The 19,893-nt window shown below is 41.2% G+C and carries 17 protein-coding genes; 14 read left to right on the forward strand and 3 right to left on the reverse strand.

Annotated features, from left to right (window positions below):
* Nucleotides 1–672 precede the first annotated feature (672 nt).
* The 4 genes from PTRA_RS19350 to fliD all read left to right on the forward strand — a co-directional run bounded on the left by PTRA_RS19350 (nucleotide 673) and on the right by fliD (nucleotide 5,848).
* Entirely contained in the window at nucleotides 673–2,094 is a 1,422-nt protein-coding gene (locus PTRA_RS19350; RefSeq protein WP_058372776.1) for a flagellin, read from the forward strand.
* Between the two features lie 260 nt (nucleotides 2,095–2,354).
* Nucleotides 2,355–3,767 (forward strand): flagellin, encoded by a 1,413-nt coding sequence (locus PTRA_RS19355; RefSeq protein WP_058372777.1) that lies wholly within the window; start codon nucleotides 2,355–2,357, stop codon nucleotides 3,765–3,767.
* 171 nt (nucleotides 3,768–3,938) lie between these two features.
* A complete protein-coding gene (locus tag PTRA_RS03970; RefSeq protein ID WP_058372778.1) occupies nucleotides 3,939–4,352 on the forward strand; it encodes a flagellar protein FlaG in 414 nt (137 codons plus the stop codon).
* Between the two features lie 83 nt (nucleotides 4,353–4,435).
* Nucleotides 4,436–5,848 carry a flagellar filament capping protein FliD gene (fliD, locus tag PTRA_RS03975; protein WP_058372779.1) on the forward strand — a complete coding sequence of 471 codons (1,413 nt, stop codon included), beginning with the start codon at nucleotides 4,436–4,438 and terminating at the stop codon, nucleotides 5,846–5,848.
* A gap of 350 nt (nucleotides 5,849–6,198) precedes the next feature.
* On the opposite strand, the gene PTRA_RS03980 is transcribed toward fliD, so the two are convergent.
* Entirely contained in the window at nucleotides 6,199–6,498 is a 300-nt protein-coding gene (locus PTRA_RS03980; RefSeq protein WP_058372780.1) for a hypothetical protein, read from the reverse strand.
* Between the two features lie 6 nt (nucleotides 6,499–6,504).
* Complete coding sequence (gene fliS, locus PTRA_RS03985; RefSeq protein ID WP_058372781.1) at nucleotides 6,505–6,906, reverse strand: flagellar export chaperone FliS; 402 nt, start codon at nucleotides 6,904–6,906, stop codon at nucleotides 6,505–6,507.
* A gap of 374 nt (nucleotides 6,907–7,280) precedes the next feature.
* Here fliS and PTRA_RS03990 point away from each other — a divergent pair, with 374 nt between their 5' ends.
* Nucleotides 7,281–8,714 (forward strand): sigma-54 dependent transcriptional regulator, encoded by a 1,434-nt coding sequence (locus PTRA_RS03990; RefSeq protein ID WP_058372782.1) that lies wholly within the window; start codon nucleotides 7,281–7,283, stop codon nucleotides 8,712–8,714.
* A 184-nt stretch (nucleotides 8,715–8,898) separates the two neighbouring features.
* Here the strand turns inward: PTRA_RS03990 and PTRA_RS03995 are convergent, their stop codons facing one another.
* On the reverse strand, nucleotides 8,899–9,495 hold the full coding sequence (locus PTRA_RS03995; protein ID WP_058372783.1) for a DNA-3-methyladenine glycosylase I: 597 nt from the start codon (nucleotides 9,493–9,495) through the stop codon (nucleotides 8,899–8,901).
* Nucleotides 9,496–9,641: 146 nt separating this feature from the next.
* Between PTRA_RS03995 and PTRA_RS04000 the strand changes: the two genes are divergently transcribed.
* From PTRA_RS04000 to PTRA_RS04040, 9 genes are all read left to right on the forward strand, one after another.
* Nucleotides 9,642–10,754: a sensor histidine kinase gene (locus PTRA_RS04000; RefSeq protein ID WP_058374513.1), complete on the forward strand. Its 1,113-nt coding sequence runs from the start codon at nucleotides 9,642–9,644 to the stop codon at nucleotides 10,752–10,754.
* Nucleotides 10,751–12,211, forward strand: a complete 1,461-nt coding sequence (locus tag PTRA_RS04005; protein WP_058372784.1) for a sigma-54-dependent transcriptional regulator — start codon at nucleotides 10,751–10,753, stop codon at nucleotides 12,209–12,211. Before PTRA_RS04000 ends, PTRA_RS04005 begins: the two co-directional genes overlap by 4 nt.
* Nucleotides 12,212–12,370: 159 nt before the next feature.
* Complete coding sequence (fliE, locus tag PTRA_RS04010; RefSeq protein ID WP_041454357.1) at nucleotides 12,371–12,703, forward strand: flagellar hook-basal body complex protein FliE; 333 nt, start codon at nucleotides 12,371–12,373, stop codon at nucleotides 12,701–12,703.
* Nucleotides 12,704–12,723: 20 nt separating this feature from the next.
* On the forward strand, nucleotides 12,724–14,439 hold the full coding sequence (gene fliF, locus PTRA_RS04015; protein ID WP_058372785.1) for a flagellar basal-body MS-ring/collar protein FliF: 1,716 nt from the start codon (nucleotides 12,724–12,726) through the stop codon (nucleotides 14,437–14,439).
* A complete protein-coding gene (gene fliG, locus PTRA_RS04020) occupies nucleotides 14,432–15,472 on the forward strand; it encodes a flagellar motor switch protein FliG (protein ID WP_058372786.1) in 1,041 nt (346 codons plus the stop codon). Before fliF ends, fliG begins: the two co-directional genes overlap by 8 nt.
* Before the next feature lie 3 nt (nucleotides 15,473–15,475).
* Complete coding sequence (gene fliH, locus PTRA_RS04025; RefSeq protein WP_058372787.1) at nucleotides 15,476–16,291, forward strand: flagellar assembly protein FliH; 816 nt, start codon at nucleotides 15,476–15,478, stop codon at nucleotides 16,289–16,291.
* Nucleotides 16,292–16,309: 18 nt separating this feature from the next.
* Nucleotides 16,310–17,644, forward strand: coding sequence for a flagellar protein export ATPase FliI (gene fliI, locus PTRA_RS04030; protein ID WP_011327488.1), 1,335 nt, complete (start codon nucleotides 16,310–16,312; stop codon nucleotides 17,642–17,644).
* Nucleotides 17,644–18,093: a flagellar export protein FliJ gene (gene fliJ / locus PTRA_RS04035; protein WP_058372788.1), complete on the forward strand. Its 450-nt coding sequence runs from the start codon at nucleotides 17,644–17,646 to the stop codon at nucleotides 18,091–18,093. The genes fliI and fliJ overlap by 1 nt, the downstream gene beginning before the upstream one ends.
* Nucleotides 18,094–18,261: 168 nt before the next feature.
* Nucleotides 18,262–19,842: a flagellar hook-length control protein FliK gene (locus PTRA_RS04040; RefSeq protein ID WP_058372789.1), complete on the forward strand. Its 1,581-nt coding sequence runs from the start codon at nucleotides 18,262–18,264 to the stop codon at nucleotides 19,840–19,842.
* Nucleotides 19,843–19,893 lie beyond the last annotated feature (51 nt).

Consider the following 19,893-nt stretch of genomic DNA (forward strand, 5'->3'; position numbering starts at 1 on the left):
CAGGTTTTAGGTGTCAGGTATCAGGTTTTAGGTAGAAATTAACCAAGAACGGTGTGAAAGAGCAGGTTTGAGGTGTCAGGTATCAGGTTTTAGGCAAAAACTAGTCAAGCTAGGCGTTTTTGTTGATGGAGGCGCGGTTATATACCGCGCTTTTTGGTTATCGACTATCTGACACCTTTAGTTTTTTGTCATTTACTGCTTTTTGTGCAAATGAATTTAAGTAAATTTATTCACAAATAGGCTAAGAGGGCGCTACGCTTTAGAGAAGAAAAAACACAAAAATTACCAGTTTAAGTTATTCTTCATTTACCCTCATTGTTTTCTCTTTGTGAAAAATAATATTTGAATGCTTTATTCACAAGAAGGCTAAGAGGGTGCTGCGCTTTAGAGAACCAAACACACTAAAGTAAAAAACATGTCATATCCCGGTAATCGCCCCCGAATATCACCACTGATCCAAGCGGCAAAAAACTGTCACTATTTATTAACTTTCTATTATAAAGCTCGGTTTCACTTTCAAACTAAATTTAATGTTTATAATTTCACTTTAAAAACAATGTATTGAGCTCTTTAGTTGAGTTGGCACAAAACCTGCTTTATTAACTGCATCTAATAGTGGTTCCTGCAAAAGCATTTTGAACCACATCCTGTTCAACACTCGGAGATGGTAAAATGGCATTAACAGTAAATACTAATGTGTCGTCACTAAACGCACAACGTAACTTATCTAAATCAGGTCAGGGTTTAGCTACTTCAATGGAGCGACTGTCTTCTGGTATGCGTATTAATAGCGCAAAAGACGATGCAGCAGGCCTGCAAATTTCAAACCGATTAACATCACAAATAAATGGCTTAGCAGTTGCTCAACGAAATGCTAACGATGGTATTTCTATGGCACAAACTGCTGAGGGCGCGATGGGCGAATCAACAAATATTTTGCAGCGAATGCGAGAGCTTGCATTGCAATCAGCCAATGGTTCAAATTCAAAAGAAGATAGAGATTCATTACAAAAAGAAGTTGCAGCACTTCAAACCGAGCTAACAAGAATAGCAGATACAACATCTTTTGGTGGGCAACAACTTTTAGATGGTAGCTATGGAACTAAATCATTTCAAGTCGGTGCTAATGCAAATGAACTAATTAATATTACGTTAAGTAGCGTAGCTGCTGACGATATAGGAGGGACCTTTGCTCAAGGTTCTACAAGCGGAACTAATTTTGGGCTTGCAGCTGCTTCTAGTACTGTTTTTGCTACTAGTGGTGCAACGGCGCAAACTTTTACCTTAAATTCAGGTGGTGAATCTACAAGTGTTTCTATAGATGCAGAATCCACAGCTACAAGTACGGCAAGCCAGATTAATGCTGCAGACTCACTAGTTAAAGCTGAAGCGGTGGCAAAAGTAGATATTACTTTAGCTGGCAGCGTTGGCGGGCTTCTGACTATTGGCAATGAAGATATAGACCTTACTGGTGAAACTAATGCAACATTAACGGCTAAACTAACAGAGCAAGGGTACGATGCTAAAATTGTTGGTGGATTAATACAATTGGATGTTCGCGGTGTCGATGGTGTAACGATCCAAAAAGATTCAGATGCATTACCTGCTAACACTATCCTAGTTAACTTTAGAGATGATACAACTAATACTACAGCATTAAGTGCTGGCAACTCATCTTTTACGTTGACCTCAGCAATAGAGTTTTCGTCTGAGAGGTCTTTTGATGTTACAAATGGCGGAACTATAACAGGTGTGGTAAATGAGCTTTCTGAAGAGCAAACCGTCGATACTATAGACATTTCAACACAAGCGGGCTCGCAACGCGCGCTTTCACTAATAGATTCAGCTATTTCAGATATTGACAGTCAGCGTGCTGGCTTAGGTGCGGTGCAAAATCGTTTTAGTCATACTATTAGTAATCTTGCTAATATATCTGAAAATGTATCAGCATCACGCAGCCGTATTCAAGATACTGACTTTGCAACAGAAACAGCGCAAATGACTAAAAATCAAATATTACAACAAGCGGGTACGTCTATCTTGTCGCAAGCGAACCAAATACCACAAGCAGCAATTAGTTTATTAGGCGGCTAATTATCTGTTTAACTAATAACTGAACGTATAAACGCACTTTATTAAGTGCGTTTTTTGTTGTTAAAATTACTCATTTAATTCTCTTATAAAGCAGTGTCTTACATAATGCTTGTTAAATAGTTTAATTTATTTATAAAATATTCCTAAAGATAATTTATCTCCTGCCGTTAACTTAATCAGTTCGGAGCTGAGCATACATTTGTGACAGCTCTTGGTTAAATTAAAATAGTAACATTACGAAAGTAATCAGGAGTTTTATCATGGCTATATCAGTAAATACAAACGTATCTTCACTAAACGCTCAACGTAACCTTTCTAAATCAGGCCAGAGCTTAGCTACTTCAATGGAACGTCTATCATCAGGCATGCGTATCAATAGTGCAAAGGATGATGCGGCAGGTATGCAAATTTCAAACCGCCTTACATCACAAATAAATGGTTTAGGTGTAGCTCAGCGTAACGCTAACGATGGTATTTCAATGGCGCAAACAGCTGAAGGTGCGATGAGCGAATCAACAAGCATCCTGCAACGTATGCGTGAATTAGCACTGCAATCAGCGAATGGTTCAAACTCTAAAGAAGACCGTGATTCGTTACAAAAGGAAGTAAGTGCTTTACAAAGCGAATTAACACGTATTGCAGAAACAACTTCTTTCGGTGGTCAGCAATTATTAGACGGTAGTTTTGGCACGAAATCATTTCAGATTGGCTCTAACGCTAACGAATTGATCAACGTTTCACTTAAAGATATTTCTGCTGACAAAATAGGCGGAACATTCGCAAATGCAGTTCAAGCCGGAACTATTTTTGGTGCAGCTGATAATAATGCTGTTTTTGAAACAAGTGGAGCTGCAGCTCAAACTTTAAGCTTTCTTTCTGGTGGTGCAACAACTAATGTTGTTATTGATGCTGAATCATCAGTAACTGATGCAGCAGCAGCTATAAATGCATCTGATTCCCCTGTTAAAGCCTCTGCTGTAGCGCAAGTTGATATTTCAGTTGCAACTGCTACAGGTGTATTAACTATTGGTGAGAATGAATTTGCTTTTAGTGCAGCTACTAACACAACATTAGAGGCGCAATTACAAGAGGCTGGTTATGATGCAAAAATTGTAGGTAGTGTTATCCAGCTTAACGTAAGCGGCGTAGATGGTGTTTCAATTCAAAAAAGTGCAGATTCCACCGCAGCAAATACAGTTGGCTTAGCTGCCAGAGGTACTGTACCTACTCAAGTAGGTGCAGACAATGCTGCAAATAGCTACACTTCTGCTTTAGAGTTTTCTTCAGAGACGTCATTTACTGTTTCAGGTGCTACAACTTTGGCAAACACCGCTGCGAGCGCTGTATTAGCAACAGAGCAAAAAATTAATACAGTTGATATATCAACTCAGGCTGGCTCACAGCGTGCTATCTCTTTAATAGACTCTGCTATTTCAGAAATTGATTCACAGCGTGCTGATTTAGGTGCGGTTCAAAACCGTTTTGGCCACACAATTAGTAACTTGGCTAATATATCTGAAAACGTATCTGCTTCACGTAGTCGTATTCAAGATACTGACTTTGCAACCGAAACTGCGCAGATGACGAAAAACCAAATATTGCAACAAGCAGGTACGTCAATCTTGTCGCAAGCGAACCAGTTACCACAAGCAGCACTTAGCTTACTAGGTTAATAGCTAAGAGTTTATTAGGCATTAGCTTATTAATAGCTAACTAATACCAAAGTCTGTATTAGTAATTTAAAAAAAGGAGATGGCTTTGTTCATCTCCTTTTGTCGTTTAACTTACTAAATTAAGCTAATTTATAAATAGTGTATAATGTTTAAAACTATTTAGGAGGCGTTATGAATACAATTACCTCAGGCGCAGAAGTTTTAGTAACGGCAAGTAACACTGGGCAAGCTAGCGAAAGTAAAGCAGGGCAAGCAAGTGCTGTACTAACGGCTAGTGCCATTGATGATGTTAAAAAAAGTGGTTCACAAGCACAACAATATCAAAGTAATGCCGACACTGCTACACAGCAGCAACCGTTAGAGCGTGAACAGCTTGAAAAAGTGGCGCAGCAATTGCAGGATTTTATGGGCGAAATGAACCGCAGTTTGCAATTTCAGGTTGATGAAGACTCAGGCCGCGATGTAATTAAAGTGCTCGATAAAACCACTGGCGATGTAATTAAACAATACCCTTCGGAAGAAGTGTTAAGTTTAGTGTCTAAGTTGTCTGAAACTGCGGGTTTATTAATTGACCAAACGGTATAGCTATATATTTATATTACTAAATAGTAGCTGCGTTTTTTAAGTTTTTTGTTTTTTATTTAAAAGTGTAAAAAGGGGGTATAAACATGGCTATTTCGTTTACTGGCTTAGGTTCAGGCTTACAAGTATCTGAAATTGTGGGTGCATTAGTTAATGCTGAAAAAGCACCTTTTGAATCACGTTTAAATAAAAAAGAAGCTAACTTAACTACCGATATATCGGCGGTGGGGGCATTAAAGGCCGCGCTCGAAAAAGTACAGCAGTCGATGACAGGATTAGGCAACGTTGATAACTATCAAAAACGTACTATATCGGGTAATGATGATTTTATATCGCTTAGCTCAGATAAAGACGCTCAACCAGGTGGCTACTCGGTAAAAGTAAATAATTTAGCCACTGAGCATAAAATAATGTCGAGTGCGTTTGATGCCGCTAGCCCTGTTGGCGCTGGCACCATGACGTTAAGCTCGGGCGATAATAGTTTTGATATTGCAGTATCAGGCACTGCAACGCTTAGCGAAGTTCGCGATGCAATAAACAACAGTAAAGATAATAAAAGCATTAACGCTACTATAATTACCGATGATACTGGCCAGCGCTTAGTGTTTTCGGCTCAAACCAGTGGTGTAGAAAACCAAATTAAAATAGCTGTGGCCGATGACGATGCTAATAACACCGATACCCTAGGCCTTTCGCGTTTAGCATTTGATCCTGCACCTGCAGGAATCAAAAATGTGAGCGAAGTAGTTGCCGCTGTTGACGCGTCAATAACTATTGATGGCACAGTAACAGTAACTAGTAGCACTAACGAATTTAAAAACGTGATTGATGGCGTGACTATTACCGCTAAAAAAGCACAAGGTATTGACGACGACTTAAGTAAGCTAACCGTTAAAGAAAATAACAATAATATTAAAGCTGGCTTAAATGGGTTTATCGAAAGTTATAACGAGCTGCTAGAACTAAGTAAAAACTTAGGCAAATCTGGCGAAGATGGTGCTGGCGTAATGGCGGGTGATTCTCTGCTGCGCGGTGTTATGTCAAAGTTAAGGCAAGAAATTACTAACAGTGTTGACTTAGGCGATGGCAACTCTTTGTCGTTGTCGCAGTTAGGTGTTGAAGCCGACCGCTATGGTAAATTAAGCTTAGATACCGAACGTTTAGATGAGCAAGTAAAAAATGATGTTGATTTAGTACAGCAGTTTTTTATTGGCGAAAATAAAGACGAAGGCGGTTTTGCCCAATCGTTTGATGAGCTAATGAACTTTTATACTAAGTCAGATGGCTTAATTCAAAACAGAATAGAGAGTAAAGAAGGTCAGCTTCGTGGTATTGATGACGAGCGAGTATCGTTTGCACGTAAAATGCAGTCGTTAGAGTCGCGCCTTTATGCGCAGTACAACAGCATGGATTTATTGGTGGCAGGCTTAAATTCAACCAGTAGTTATCTTCAATCTCAGTTAGATAATATGCCAGGCGTAGTTAGAAAGTCTAAATAGTTAAGGGCTCGATCTCTAGGGAATATACTAGGCTTTAGGCTAATACAAACGGTGAGCTTACCAAAGGGTAGCTGCTGGTTTTATAAGTGCGGTTTTATTTAATCACAACAGTACAAAAAGGCTTTAAGTGATTTATTCACAAAGAGGCTAAGAGACGCTGCGCTTTAGAGAAGAAAAAGATACTAAATAACCTGTTTAATTGGCTTCTCATTCCCCCTCATTGTTTTCTCTTTGTGAAAAATGATCTTTAAATAACTTATTCACAAAGAGGCTAAGAGGCGCTGCGCTTTAGAGAAGAACAGTGTGCAACACCATCGTTTAATTCACTTTTCATTAAGCTAATTAGCTTTTTAAGTACTTTTGTAAGCGCTGATCGCTTTGTCTGACTTTTTATGCTTTAACAAGGCTTTAAACGAGTCGTCTTTATGGCTGTTAGCTTGAGTTAAAATAGTATTAATATGCGCTAGTGTTGCGGTTAGCTCGTCACTACTTGGCTGCTCAGCACTTTCGCACCAGCTTTTTAAACACGTATTTAACGCTTCAAGCTGTAAAGCTGCCGCGTCAGCATCGTTGTTATTTACCAGTGTTTCAAGCTCGCAGAGCAATTTTTTAATTTGCTCTGCTGGCTGTTGGTCAGTTATTAAAGGCATAATAAATTAAACTGCAGGAGAGCGTTCGCTAGCAGGAATATTATCCCACCCTTCTTTTATTTCTTTCACTATGCTAGACACTTCCATAATTGCTGCTGTGTCGTTATTTAAATTTGCTTTAGTTAGTGTACGCTGGCAATAATCGTATAGCGCTAATAAGTTGTCTGAAATTTCTGAACCTTGCTCAACGTCAAAATTAAGTGCGTCTTGTAATGCGCCAAAAAGTAAAACACAGGCTGAAATGTTTTCGCCCTTTTTTTCGATTTCTTTGCGTTCAATAAAGCCTTTAGTTGCAGCTAAGCGCCCAATAATATTACTAAAAATTAGGTTTATTTGTTCGTAAGGTGTCATTTCGCTAATGCTGCTTGCACGAACTTGACCGTATTTTTTAATTGATGCATGTGCCATAAGAAAATCCTAAATTTTGATAACTAAAAATATTAATACAATGCCAGCAATTATAATGCCAAGCATTTTATATATAATTACTTATCGGCATTAAAGGCGGCAACTTAAGTAAATATTAGTGAATATTTTTATTATAAAGTTACTTTGTATCTCAAATTTAAGTATTAAGCTTTGCGATTAACTTTTTATGCAAATTTAGGGGGTATTTACAACCTTAATACTTAATGATTAATCCTTAAGTATTGTTGCTTTAACTAAAGTGTCTGTTTTTTGGCGTTAATGTCAAAAAGTCGCCACTAGTGCTTGCATACAATTTCAACTGGCTTACAATTTGATTAACAAAATAAATTAGTGAAAAGAATGGCCCGCTAAATATGATCTTAATTTTAGATAATAATAACAATCGCTCGATAGGATTATATGCCTCACTTACTTTTATTGGTGAAGCGGTGCAATTACAAACTGAAGCAGATTTTGAGCAAGCATGTAGCAAGTATCAAAGTAAAGAATGCATTGTAATTTTAGGTGCATTGCAGGCGCTCGATCACGAAAGTTTAATTAAACGCTACCCTACGTTTCCTTTTTTACTCATAGGCGAAACACTCAAGCCTTTACTCAGTATTGCTAATGTAGTGGGGCTGATTTGTGAGCCATTTAGCCACGAAATAACCACGCAATTATTACACGACTGCCAACAATATCAGCGCATGCTGCCTATTGAGCACAAACACAGTAAACCACACAATACTTTTGATGGTCTAGTGGGCGAAACATCAGCGGTTAAAGATCTGCGCTTTTTAATTGAACAAGTAGCCAAAACCGATGCTAATGTACTTATTTTAGGTGAGTCGGGCACAGGTAAAGAGGTAGTGGCGCGTAACGTACATTTATTATCTAAACGCCTTAAAGGGCCTTTTGTACCAGTTAACTGTGGTGCGATTCCGGGGGAGTTGCTCGAAAGTGAATTATTTGGCCATGAAAAAGGCGCATTTACAGGGGCTATTTCTGCTCGTAAAGGGCGTTTTGAACTGGCACAAGGCGGTACGCTATTTTTAGATGAAATAGGCGATATGCCGCTGCAAATGCAAGTTAAGTTGCTGCGCGTATTGCAAGAGCGCAGTTATGAGCGAGTAGGCGGCACTAAAGCGATTCAGGCTGATGTACGTATTATTGCTGCAACCCATCGCAACCTCGAAACCATGATAGAGCAAGGCACGTTTCGTGAAGATTTATACTACCGATTAAACGTGTTCCCCATTGAAAGCCCATCGCTTACTCAGCGCGCCGATGACATACCGCTGTTATTAAAAGAGTTAATGCGCCGCGTTAATGAGCAAAGTGGCTCAACCGCTAAGTTTACTGAGCGCGCTGTCGAAAGTTTAAAAGAGCATAGTTGGCCGGGTAATATTCGCGAGCTTGCAAACTTAGTTGAGCGAATGGTGATAATGTTCCCGGAAAAAGTGGTAGATGTTCCCGACTTACCGGCTAAGTATCGTTATATTGAAGTTGAAGCCTATGAGCCACAGTATCCAGAAGAGTTAATGGAGCGCGATGCTTTTAACGACATATTTAGCACCGACTTTAGCGATTATGACGATGAACCCGAACACTCTGCAACAGCAGATTCAGGCTTGTTACCCAGCGAAGGGATTGAGCTTAAAGAATACTTAGCCGAGCTAGAAATTAACTTAATTACTCAAGCATTAGAACGCTTTGATTATGTAGTTGCTCGCGCCGCCGAAATACTCGGAGTACGCCGCACTACTTTGGTCGAAAAAATGAAAAAATATAACTTGTCGAGAGATTAAAAGCTAAGGGCAGCTATCAGGTTTTAGGTGTCAGCGAACGGCTAGAAATGGAAAGTGCAGGTTTTAGGTGTCAGGGTTCAGGCTTTAGGTAAAAAATAACCAAGCACAGCGTTTAGCTTTTGCTGTAGGCGTTAAGCTTGCTGACGCGCGCACTAATTACAGAGGCTTGGTTAAAAGCCTGAAATCAGACTGTTTGCCTAGCCCCTAGTTTTTTAACTTCTTCTTTTCTAAAACAGTTATTACTGTGATCGTTAACCATACCGCAGGCTTGCATATGGGCGTATACGGTTGTTGGCCCTAAAAACTTAAAACCACGCTTTTTTAAATCTTTAGCAAATGCGCTTGAGATAGGGGTAATTGCTGGGGCGTCGTCAGCAGAATTTAAATTACTTACTTGCGGCTTATTGCCAACAAACTGCCATTGATAGTTACTAAAGCTGCCAAATTCTTGCTGAATTTTAATAAAGCATTTGGCGTTATTTACAGTAGCAGCAATTTTTAAGCGATTACGCACAATACCTGCATCAAGCATTAGTCGCTCAATATCTTGCTCGGTAAATGCTGCTACTTTGTGTACATCAAAGTTGGCAAAAGCATTTCTATAACCATTACGCTTTTTTAAAATGGTGTACCAACTCAAGCCTGCTTGCGCCGACTCCAGCGTTAAAAATTCAAACAGTTTTTTATCGTCATATACTGGCACTCCCCATTCGTTATCGTGGTATGCAACGTAGTCGGGTTTACTGGTGTCGAGCCATGAGCAGCGAGATTGCTTGGTCATTATAGTTCCTTAGTTGCGGTGCTTTTATTTGCGCGTCATTTTAATGTCGCGCATTTTTATTGTGTAACTCAATGATATACATGCTAATAAAAGATGGTATAAATTGTGCATTTAAAGCTGTATCTACATCAATTAGAGATTTGATTATGGCACTTGCTAGTGTGTTAAAACCACAGTTTATTTCTGCAAATCAGTATAACCCATGTTTACTTCAAGAGGAGTATATAGGGGAGTTAAGCGATCTGCGTAAACAGGCTAGTTGGCTTTCGCATTTAGTAGATACTATGCCTGCAGGAGTAATAGTGCTTGATGGTAAAGGCATGATAGCGAAAGCGAATCAAATTGCGATTGATATGCTTGGCGAGCCGTTAGAAGGCGAAAAGTGGTTTAGTGTTATTCAGCGCTCTTTTCGGCCTCAGCAAGATGATGGCCACGAAGTGTCTTTAAAAGACGGACGCTTAATAAAACTTGATATTACCGCACTTGCACCAGAGCCAGGGCAACTAATTTTAATGACAGATTTGAGCGAAACCCGCCGCTTACAAAAGCGGGTTGCGCATATGCAGCGCTTAAGTGCGCTGGGTAAAATGGTGGCATCGTTGGCGCACCAAGTACGTACGCCGCTGTCGGCGGCTATGCTTTATGCTGCTAATTTAGGCTCAAAACGCTTACCCGAAGCGTCGCGCGATAATTTTCAAACGAAATTAATGTCGCGTTTAAAAGATTTAGAAAACCAAGTAAACGACATGCTGTTATTTGCTAAAAGTGGCGATCAGCATGTGGTTGAGCAGGTATCTATGCAGCAATTATTAAGCGAAGTAAAAGCCGGTGCAGATGCCATGGTAACGCTTAATAACAGTGAGCTTGGTGTAAGCTTACCTGAGCCCGACATTACTATTTTAGGAAATAAAACCGCGCTTGCTAGTGCGATTCAAAACCTGATTCATAACAGTATTCAAATTATAGGCGCTGGGGCACAAGTGCAAGTAAGTGCAATGCGCGATTTGCAAACCCCAGACTTTGTACGCATTAGCGTGAGTGATAATGGCCCAGGTGTTGACCTACAGCAGGTAGATAAACTGTTTGAACCATTTTTTACCACTAGCAGCCAAGGCACAGGCTTAGGGTTGGCGGTTGTTAGCTCTGTTGCTAATGCGCACCAAGGGCGTATTGAGGTGACTAATAATGTACATGGCGGCGCTTGTTTTAACTTGTTATTGCCAATTAGCGCAGCATCTAAATTAGAGGAATCGTTATGAGTAATACTATTTTAGTTGTAGAGGACGACGCAGGGCTTCGCGAAGCATTAATAGATACCCTAGAAATGTCGGGTATTGAATGCGTTGCTGCCGACAGTGCAGAGCAGGCGATGTTACTACTAAAAAAAGAATCCTTTTCGTTAGTGGTGAGCGATGTGCAAATGGGCGCTATGAGCGGCCTAGATTTATTGCGCAGTATTAAATTAAATTACCCCGATTTACCGGTATTAATGATGACCGCCTACGCAACTATTGATGATGCGGTAGAGGCAATGCGCTTAGGCGCGATTGATTATATGGCCAAACCATTTGCACCCGAGGTGCTATTAAATATGGTGAGCCGCTATTTGCCCGAAAAACCCAAAGAAACCGACGGCCCTATTGTTGCCGACCCAACGAGTATTCAATTACTGGAGCTTGCAAGCAGGGTAGCTAAATCAGACGCCAGTGTTATGGTGCTGGGGCCAAGTGGTTCGGGTAAAGAAGTATTGGCGCGGTTTATTCATGATAAATCAGCGCGTGCAGCAAAGCCTTTTGTGGCTATTAACTGTGCAGCTATTCCTGAAAACATGCTAGAAGCAACATTATTTGGCTACGAAAAAGGCGCGTTTACTGGCGCGATTCAGGCATGCCCAGGTAAGTTTGAGCAAGCACAGGGCGGTACTATTTTACTTGATGAAATTACCGAAATGGATTTAGGCTTACAAGTTAAACTACTGCGTGTATTACAAGAGCGCGAAGTTGAGCGCTTAGGTAGTCGTAAAACCATTGCGCTAGATGTACGCATACTCGCAACCAGTAATCGCAATTTAAAACAAGCGGTTGCGGATAATCAGTTTAGGGAAGATTTATATTATCGCCTTAACGTTTTTCCGCTTATGTGGCGGCCATTGTGCGAGCGCCCTGGCGATATAATTGTGTTGGCAAAGCACTTAATTGAACGCCATTTAATTAAAGCTAAGCAGCCGCTGGCTATTTTAGATAAGCAAGCTGAGCAAAAGCTCCTTAGCCATACATGGCCAGGTAATGTGCGCGAGCTTGATAACGTAATTCAACGTGCGCTTATACTGCGCAGTGGCAACAGCATAGGTGAGCAAGCTATTTTTATTGAAAATTTAGCCCCAAGTAACTTTGTAGTAGAGCCAGCAATTAGTGAAAGTGCGTTAACTAGTGCTTATTACGATAATAAAACAACGACCATTACTAATGACGAAAAATTGGGTGATGAAAAGCCTGATGAGCGAATACCGAACGAGCAAAAATCAGATTTACTCGCTCAAGATACTGGCAGTTATAAAGATGAGCTTAAAGATAAAGAGCATCGAATTATTTTAGAAACACTCGCGCGTTGCCAAGGCAAGCGTAAAGATGTAGCCGAAACCTTGGGGATTAGCCCGCGAACTTTACGTTATAAACTGGCGCAAATGCGCGACTTAGGTATTTCACTTCCTGCATAACCTTCAAAAAAGCCCTAAATTCAACACCTTGAATTTAGGGTTGTCAAAACTCTGACTAAGTAAAAATCACACTAACACTCTGTATTTAAAGGTTTATTTATATGGCACGCTTTGTGCTTTATTAACCTTAAGAGTTAACTGCATTGTTAGAGACAAATAATGAAAATTCAAAATAGCGCTGTATTTCAAGAAATGCAATCTATGGCCTTAGAAGCGGGCCGTAATAATCAAATTAATAAATTGCCTACGCAAGTTCAGTCTACGTCATCAGCACAATTTGGCGATATGCTAAGTAATGCGCTTAATACTGTGCATGAGTTACAGCAAGACACAGGTCAAAAAGTAAAAGCGGTTGAAATGGGCGACAGAAGCGTATCGCTTGCAGAGGCAATGATTGCTTCGCAAAAATCATCTGTTGCATTTGAAGCGACCGTACAAGTGCGTAATAAACTTGTTGAAGCTTACAAAGAAATCATGAATATGCCTGTTTAATCAGGTAGTGGAGAATAATTGTGGCGCAATCTAATCAATCTACAGATCTTGCACTTGCTAGTGGCGGTATTGAGCAAAGCGATAGTGACGATCAACAAGAACAAAAGTCGGGCTATTTAAGTGCGTTAAGCGGTGTTGATGTATTGCGTCAAGTTACCCTTATTATTGCACTGGCTATTTGTTTGGCAATTGCCATTTTTGTGATTATTTGGGCACGCCAGCCAGATATGCGTCCATTAGGTAAAATGCCCACCGAAGAGCTAATTCAAACGCTTGATTTTTTAGATGCGCAAAAAATAGATTATCAACTAGATGGTAACGTAGTGTCGGTTGATGAAAGCGAATACCAAAATATAAAATTATTAATGACTCGCGAAGGCTTGGATCAAGGTCCTACTTCTGGCTCAGACATAATAATGCAAGATATGGGCTTTGGTGTAAGCCAACGCTTAGAGCGCGAGCGCCTAAAGCATGGCCGAGAGCAACAACTTGCCCGCACTATAGAAGAGCTTAATAACATTACTCGCGCCAAAGTATTGTTAGCCATCCCTAAAGAAAACGTATTTGCCCGCAGAGAGAAAAAGCCATCAGCAACGGTCGTACTTACGCTTAAACGCGGACGCTCGCTTAACAGCGAAGAAGTAGACTCTGTGGTGGATATGATAGCCTCAGCAGTGCAAGGATTAGAGCCTGCACGTGTAACGGTTACTGATCAAAATGGCCGTTTATTAAACTCAGGCTCACAAAGCTCACTTTCTGCACGCTCTCGTAAAGAGTACGACCTAGAGCGTAAGCGCGAGCAAGAATACCTTGAAAAAATTGATAGCATTTTAATCCCTATTGTTGGTTTGAGTAATTACACCGCGCAAGTTGATTTGAGCATGGACTTTAGCTCACTAGAAGAAACGCAAAAACGTTATAACCCAGACCTACCAGCAGTAAGAAGTGAAACGACGTTTGAAGAAAACAACATAGGCGGCTTAGCTGTAGGTATTCCTGGCGCGTTAAGTAACCAACCTCCGGTAAATTCAGATATTCCAGAAGTAGCAGGTCAAGGCGGCGCAGGAAGTGTTACTTCACCGAGTCGTACGCACAAAGAAGCCACGCGTAACTATGAGCTCGATACTACTATTTCGTATAAGCGCCAACAAAGCGGCACGATCCGCAGAATTAGCGTATCGGTAGCGGTTGATTATTTGCCAACAGTGGGCGAAAACGGTGAAACCACCATGACCCCGCGCTCGGTTGAGGCACTGTCAAATATTCGACGTTTATTACAAGGCGGTGTTGGCTTTGATATACAACGCGGCGATGCCCTAGAGGTAGTGACAGTTCCCTTTGTACGAGAAGCCGCAGATATGAGTTTTGAAGTACCTTTATGGGAACAAGACTGGTTTATGAAAATAGTACGCCTAGTACTGGCAGCATTGGTTATTATTGTGTTGATTATGGCGGTAGTTAAACCTATGCTAAAACGCTTAATTTACCCAGACAGCACGCTTGATGAGTACGATGAAGATGCACTTAGCTCTGGGGTTGATATTGGCGATAGTAGCTTAGATATGCTAAATAAAGACTTTGATTCTGCTTCAGTTGGCTTCTCAAGCGATGGTACACTGCAGCTACCCGATTTACATGGTGACGAAGACTTACTTAAAGCCGTACGTGCCCTTGTAGCTAATGAACCAGAACTATCATCACAAGTAGTGAAAGCGTGGTTAACCGAAGATGACTGATCAAAACCAAAAACAACTCCCAGCAGCTTTCGATGTTGATAAACTAGATGGCGTAGATAAAGCGGCCATATTGCTATTAAGTTTATCTGAAGAAGATGCAGCGCAAATACTCAAACATTTAGAGCCCAAACAGGTGCAAAAAGTGGGTATGGCGATGGCTGGTTTACAGGATTTATCGCAAGCTAAAATAAGCGCGGTACATAATTTATTTATAGAGCAAATTCAAAGCTTTAGTACAATTGGTTTTCAATCAGAAGACTTTATTAAAAAAGCACTTACCGCTGCATTAGGTGAAGACAAAGCCGCTAGCCTAATTGACCAAATAGTAATGGGTTCGGGGGCTAAAGGGCTTGATTCGTTAAAGTGGATGGACTCGAAGCAAGTAGCTAACATTATTCGTAATGAGCATCCGCAAATTCAAACCATTGTATTGTCGTATTTAGAGCCTGAGCAATCTGCCGAAATACTGGCGCAGTTTCCTGAAAAAGTGCGCCTAGATTTAACCATGCGTATAGCTAATCTTGAAGAAGTGCAGCCTGCTGCATTACAAGAGCTTAACGAAATTATGGAAAAACAGTTTGCTGGCCAAGCGGGTGCGCAAGCAGCGAAAATGGGCGGCTTAAAAGCGGCTGCCGATATTATGAACTACCTAGATACCAACGTAGAAGGGCAGTTAATGGACTCTATTCGTGAGCATGACGAAGAAATGTCGCAACAAATTCAAGATCTTATGTTTGTGTTTGAAAACCTAATGGACGTAGACGACCGTGGTATTCAAGCAATTTTACGCGAAGTACAACAAGACGTACTAATGAAAGCGATTAAAGGCACAGACGATGCGCTTAAAGAAAAAATACTCGGTAATATGTCTAAACGTGCTGCCGAAATGCTTGCTGATGACTTAGAGGCAATGGCACCTGTGCGTATTAGTGAAGTAGAAGCAGCGCAAAAAGAAATACTCTCTACGGCACGTAGGTTATCAGACTCGGGCGAAATACAGCTTGGCGGCGGCGGCGGTGAGGAGTTTTTATAAACCATGACTAAATCGTCAATGCATAAAGGGCGTCCACTGCACGCAGATGAAGCCGATGAACTATTAAAGCATTGGGATGTTCCTGATGTAGCGCCAGATGAAAAAAGCTTTGGTAATCGCTCTACGGCATTTGGTACACCGCTTGCGGAGCTGTATCGAAAAGAAATGGCTGAAGAGTCGCTAATTGAGGAGCCGCAAGAACCTGAGTTACCTGCGCTTACTATGGCCGAACTTGAACGCATTAGACAAGATGCGTTTGAAGAAGGTGTAAAGCAAGGCCACGAGCAAGGTTACATAGATGGTTTTGATAAAGGCGTTACCGAAGGTAAAGAAGCAGGCTACAAAGAAGGCCTAGAGCTGGGTAAAACCCAAGGCCATGAAGATGTAAAACCACTAATAGAAGAGCAGTTAACTGGCCTGCGCAGTGTTTTAGAGGGATTAACCGCGCCACTAGGTAAAGTAGATGAGCAAGCTGAAAAGCAATTAGTGCAATTAGCCGTTATGCTTGCAGAAGCTATTATTTATCAAGAAGTAAAAACCTCTCCCGACGTTATTTTACACACCCTTAAACACAGTATTGATGCGCTTAATACCGAGCAAGAAAAAGTACGCATTCATTTACACCCCGAAGATTTAGAACTAATAAAGCATAGTTATGGCGAGCAAACAGTGACTGATAATAACTGGCAGCTGATTGCAGAGCCAACATTAGAGCGAGGCGGCTGCGAAGTTAAAACCGCGCAATCATCGCTTGATATGACACTTAAAACGCGTGTCAAAGAAACATTGGATAGTTTTTTGCATAACAGTAGTATCTAACTATTTTATTGGTCTGTTATGTCTGCTTTAGATGTTTCATTAAGCGAACGCTTATCTCAATACAAACAGCATATTAAACCGCCAACACTTGCTGTAGCGGGTATTTTAACGCGAGTAGTTGGCCTTACCCTTGAGGCCAAAGGCTTACGTGCGCCTGTAGGTAGCCAATGTAAAATAGAAACCATGAACGGCTTTGTTGATGCCGAAATTGTTGGCTTTAACGACCAAACCTTATATTTAATGCCAAACGATCATATATCGGGGGTGCTTCCTGGGGCTCGGGTGATCCCCCAACTTAACGACACAGGTTTACCTGTAGGCATGAGTTTGCTGGGCCGCGTAGTTGATGGCTTAGGCCGTCCTCTTGATGGTTTAGGTAAAATAAATGCTGAGCACTACCTTAAGTTTGCCCAAAAACCGATAAACCCTCTTTCAAGACGACCCATAAGCCAGCCTATGGATGTAGGTGTGCGTGCTATAAACTCAGTAATAACAGTAGGACAAGGCCAACGAATGGGCTTGTTTGCGGGCTCGGGTGTAGGTAAATCGGTACTGCTTGGTATGATGACACGTGGTAGTGAAGCCGATGTTATTGTGGTGGGGCTGGTGGGTGAGCGTGGCCGCGAAGTAAAAGAATTTATTGAAGAAATACTTGGTGTAGAGGGGCGTAAACGCTCGGTGGTTGTAGCAGCACCGGCAGACTCTTCACCCTTAATGCGTTTAAAAGGCTGCGAAAGCGCGGTGACTATTGCTGAGTACTTTCGCGATCAGGGATTAAATGTTTTGTTATTGCTCGATTCGGTAACGCGTTATGCCATGGCGCAGCGTGAAATAGCACTTGCAGTAGGCGAGCCTCCGGCAACTAAAGGCTACCCGCCTTCGGTGTTTGCAAAGCTGCCTGCGCTGGTGGAGCGTGCCGGTAACGGCGGAGAAGGGCAAGGCTCTATTACTGCCTTTTTTACTGTATTAAGTGAAGGCGATGATATGCAAGACCCCATTGCCGATGCAGCGCGCGCCATACTCGACGGCCATATTGTACTTTCGCGGGAACTGGCCGACAGCGGTCATTATCCGGCAATTGATATAGAAAAATCTATTTCGCGAGTAATGCCGCAAGTGGTATCTGAGACGCACATGCAACAAGCGCGAGTACTTAAGCAGGTGTATTCTATGTACCAGCAAAATAAAGACATGATCACCCTAGGTGCGTATCAAAAAGGGACAGATCAAATGCTTGATCAAGCCATTAATATGATGCCAAGAGTAAATGCCTTTTTACAGCAAGGTATGCGCGATGTAATTAGTTACGACGACGGCCTGCAAGGGCTAGCGCAGTTATTAGGGCAAGCATAATGGCTAAAAACAAACTGCATTTATTACTAAAAATAGAAAACGATAAAGAAGAAACGCTACGGATGAGCTACTTGCAGGCGAATCAAAATTTACAAGCAAACCAGCAAAAGCTCCAAGGTTTAAATGACTTTAGATTGGAATATACCCAGCAATTACACATTAAAGGGCAGTCGGGCTTATCAAGTGCTGGATTTAGTCAGTTTCATGCATTTATTGCCAAAATAGAAGAAGCAATTCGCCAACAAGCCAATACGGTTAATACCGCAAAACAAGTGGTGAGTCAGCGTAAAACACTGTGGTTAAAGCAGCAAATTAAGGCTAAAGCAGTCGCTAAACTAATTGAAAAACAACAGTTAAAGGCTAATGTGCTAGTGGCGAAAAATGAGCAAAAAATGTTGGATGAGTTTTCTGCTAATCAATTTTTTCAACGACACAACAATCGACTTTAATAGCAATCGACTTTAGTAACAACAGACTTTAAAAAGTAGCGAGTACCTTAACCGCTTTAACAAAAGCTGTACCTTATAAACAAAGGCACGTTAATTGCTTTGTTGTTAAGTGAACTATAATTTTAGACATTATTGGGTGGTTTGTTGCCGCTTTATATTAGGTGATTTATGACGATTAATGATATTTCAATGTTAGCGGTATCTGAGCAAGACGTTTACTCTAATAAACAAACGAGTAACTCAAAACGTAGTGATGACTCTGATACTGGTTTTTTTAATCAGTTAGAAGATGCTAATAAAGCGGCTTACGATAATAACAGCAAAGCTAAAACCGGCGCTAGTAATGCTAAGACTGAGCAGCCTGAAGCACGAGACGATGCTGTTTCGGGCGATAGTATGTTGGCGCAAATAAATGCTGCGCACACTATAGATACCTCAGTTAAAAAGAACGCTGATGCTAAAGCCGAGGCTTTAGATGAAGACGCTAAGCAATTAAAAGGGAAGCCTGATGATCAGCTTGCCCCTATTGTAATTGCACCGCGAAAAGGTGTGCTTAGCGATGTTGCAGCAAGCGCTGAGGCGGCAAACGAAAAGCTAATGCCCTTATCTCAAAGTATGGCCACTGCAAATAATAAAGGCGATGCAACAGCGCAAAAACAATCTGTAGATGCCGCAGTAATGAACTTGCTAAGCAAAGATAGCGAGGCAATTAAAGCAGATCCGTTACTTGCTAAACTAACACCCGAGCAGCATGAGCAATTAACTACGCAGCTGCAGGCAAGTAGTAAACCCAATGGCAACGACAACCTCGCAACATTAAAGCAAATGCTTACCCAATATGTTGTTGAGAGTGATAAAGCAAGCGCGGCAGACACGGCTAAACAGGCCTTAAATTCTCAAATAAATGCTTTGACCACACCAGAAAAACAAGCGCTACTGAGCCAGTTAAATAGCTATATTAAAAATGAGCAGCCCCAAGGTGAGCAACTAGCAAGTATTAAGCAAACAATTGCAGATTTAAGCGCATCGATTGATAAAACAGCATTAATAACTGCAGATGATAAAACAGCATTAAACGCACTTAGCGATAAAGAACTCACTAAATCGTTAGAGTCACTGCCAAAAACTAACACAGAGCAATTATCACCCCGTACAGCACAATTATTGACGCAAATTACCAGTACGGTAAATGGTTTAGGCCTAAACGATAGTATAGGGTATGAGCAAACTATAATTGATATGCAAGCATTGCAGGCTGGGCAATTACAAAGCACAGCACAAGTTAAACAAGCAAGCTTGGACCCAGGTGTTATGCAAGCGCTTAATATTATAAAAAGTGACGCGGCAAAAATGCTGCAAGAGCGAGTGAGCTCTATGCTTAGCATAAATAATAAAGTAGCAGAAATTCGTCTCGACCCACCAGAAATGGGCAGTATGCAAATTCGCATCAGGAGCGATGCAGAGCAAGCACAAATAAACTTTGTAGTACAAAACCAGCAAGCTAAAGAAGCGCTTGAACAATCGCTACCGCGCTTACGCGAAATGCTTGCCCAGCAAGGCATTGATTTAGGCGAAAGCACTATTTCTTATGGTGAGCCTGGAGGGCAAGGAGCAGAGCAAAATGATGACAGCGATAGTCGTCGTTTAACTAATAATGAATTGACTAGCGATGAAAACGATGAGCAAATTAATACACAAATGCCAAGTTCTCGACAACAAACGTCATCATCAATAGATTACTATGCCTAAGTACTGCTATTATAATAGCTAAAACAAGCAAGTACCTTTGCTACTAAAGGA

It is taken from the genome of Pseudoalteromonas translucida KMM 520 (genome assembly GCF_001465295.1).
Taxonomy (GTDB): Bacteria; Pseudomonadota; Gammaproteobacteria; order Enterobacterales; family Alteromonadaceae; genus Pseudoalteromonas; species Pseudoalteromonas translucida.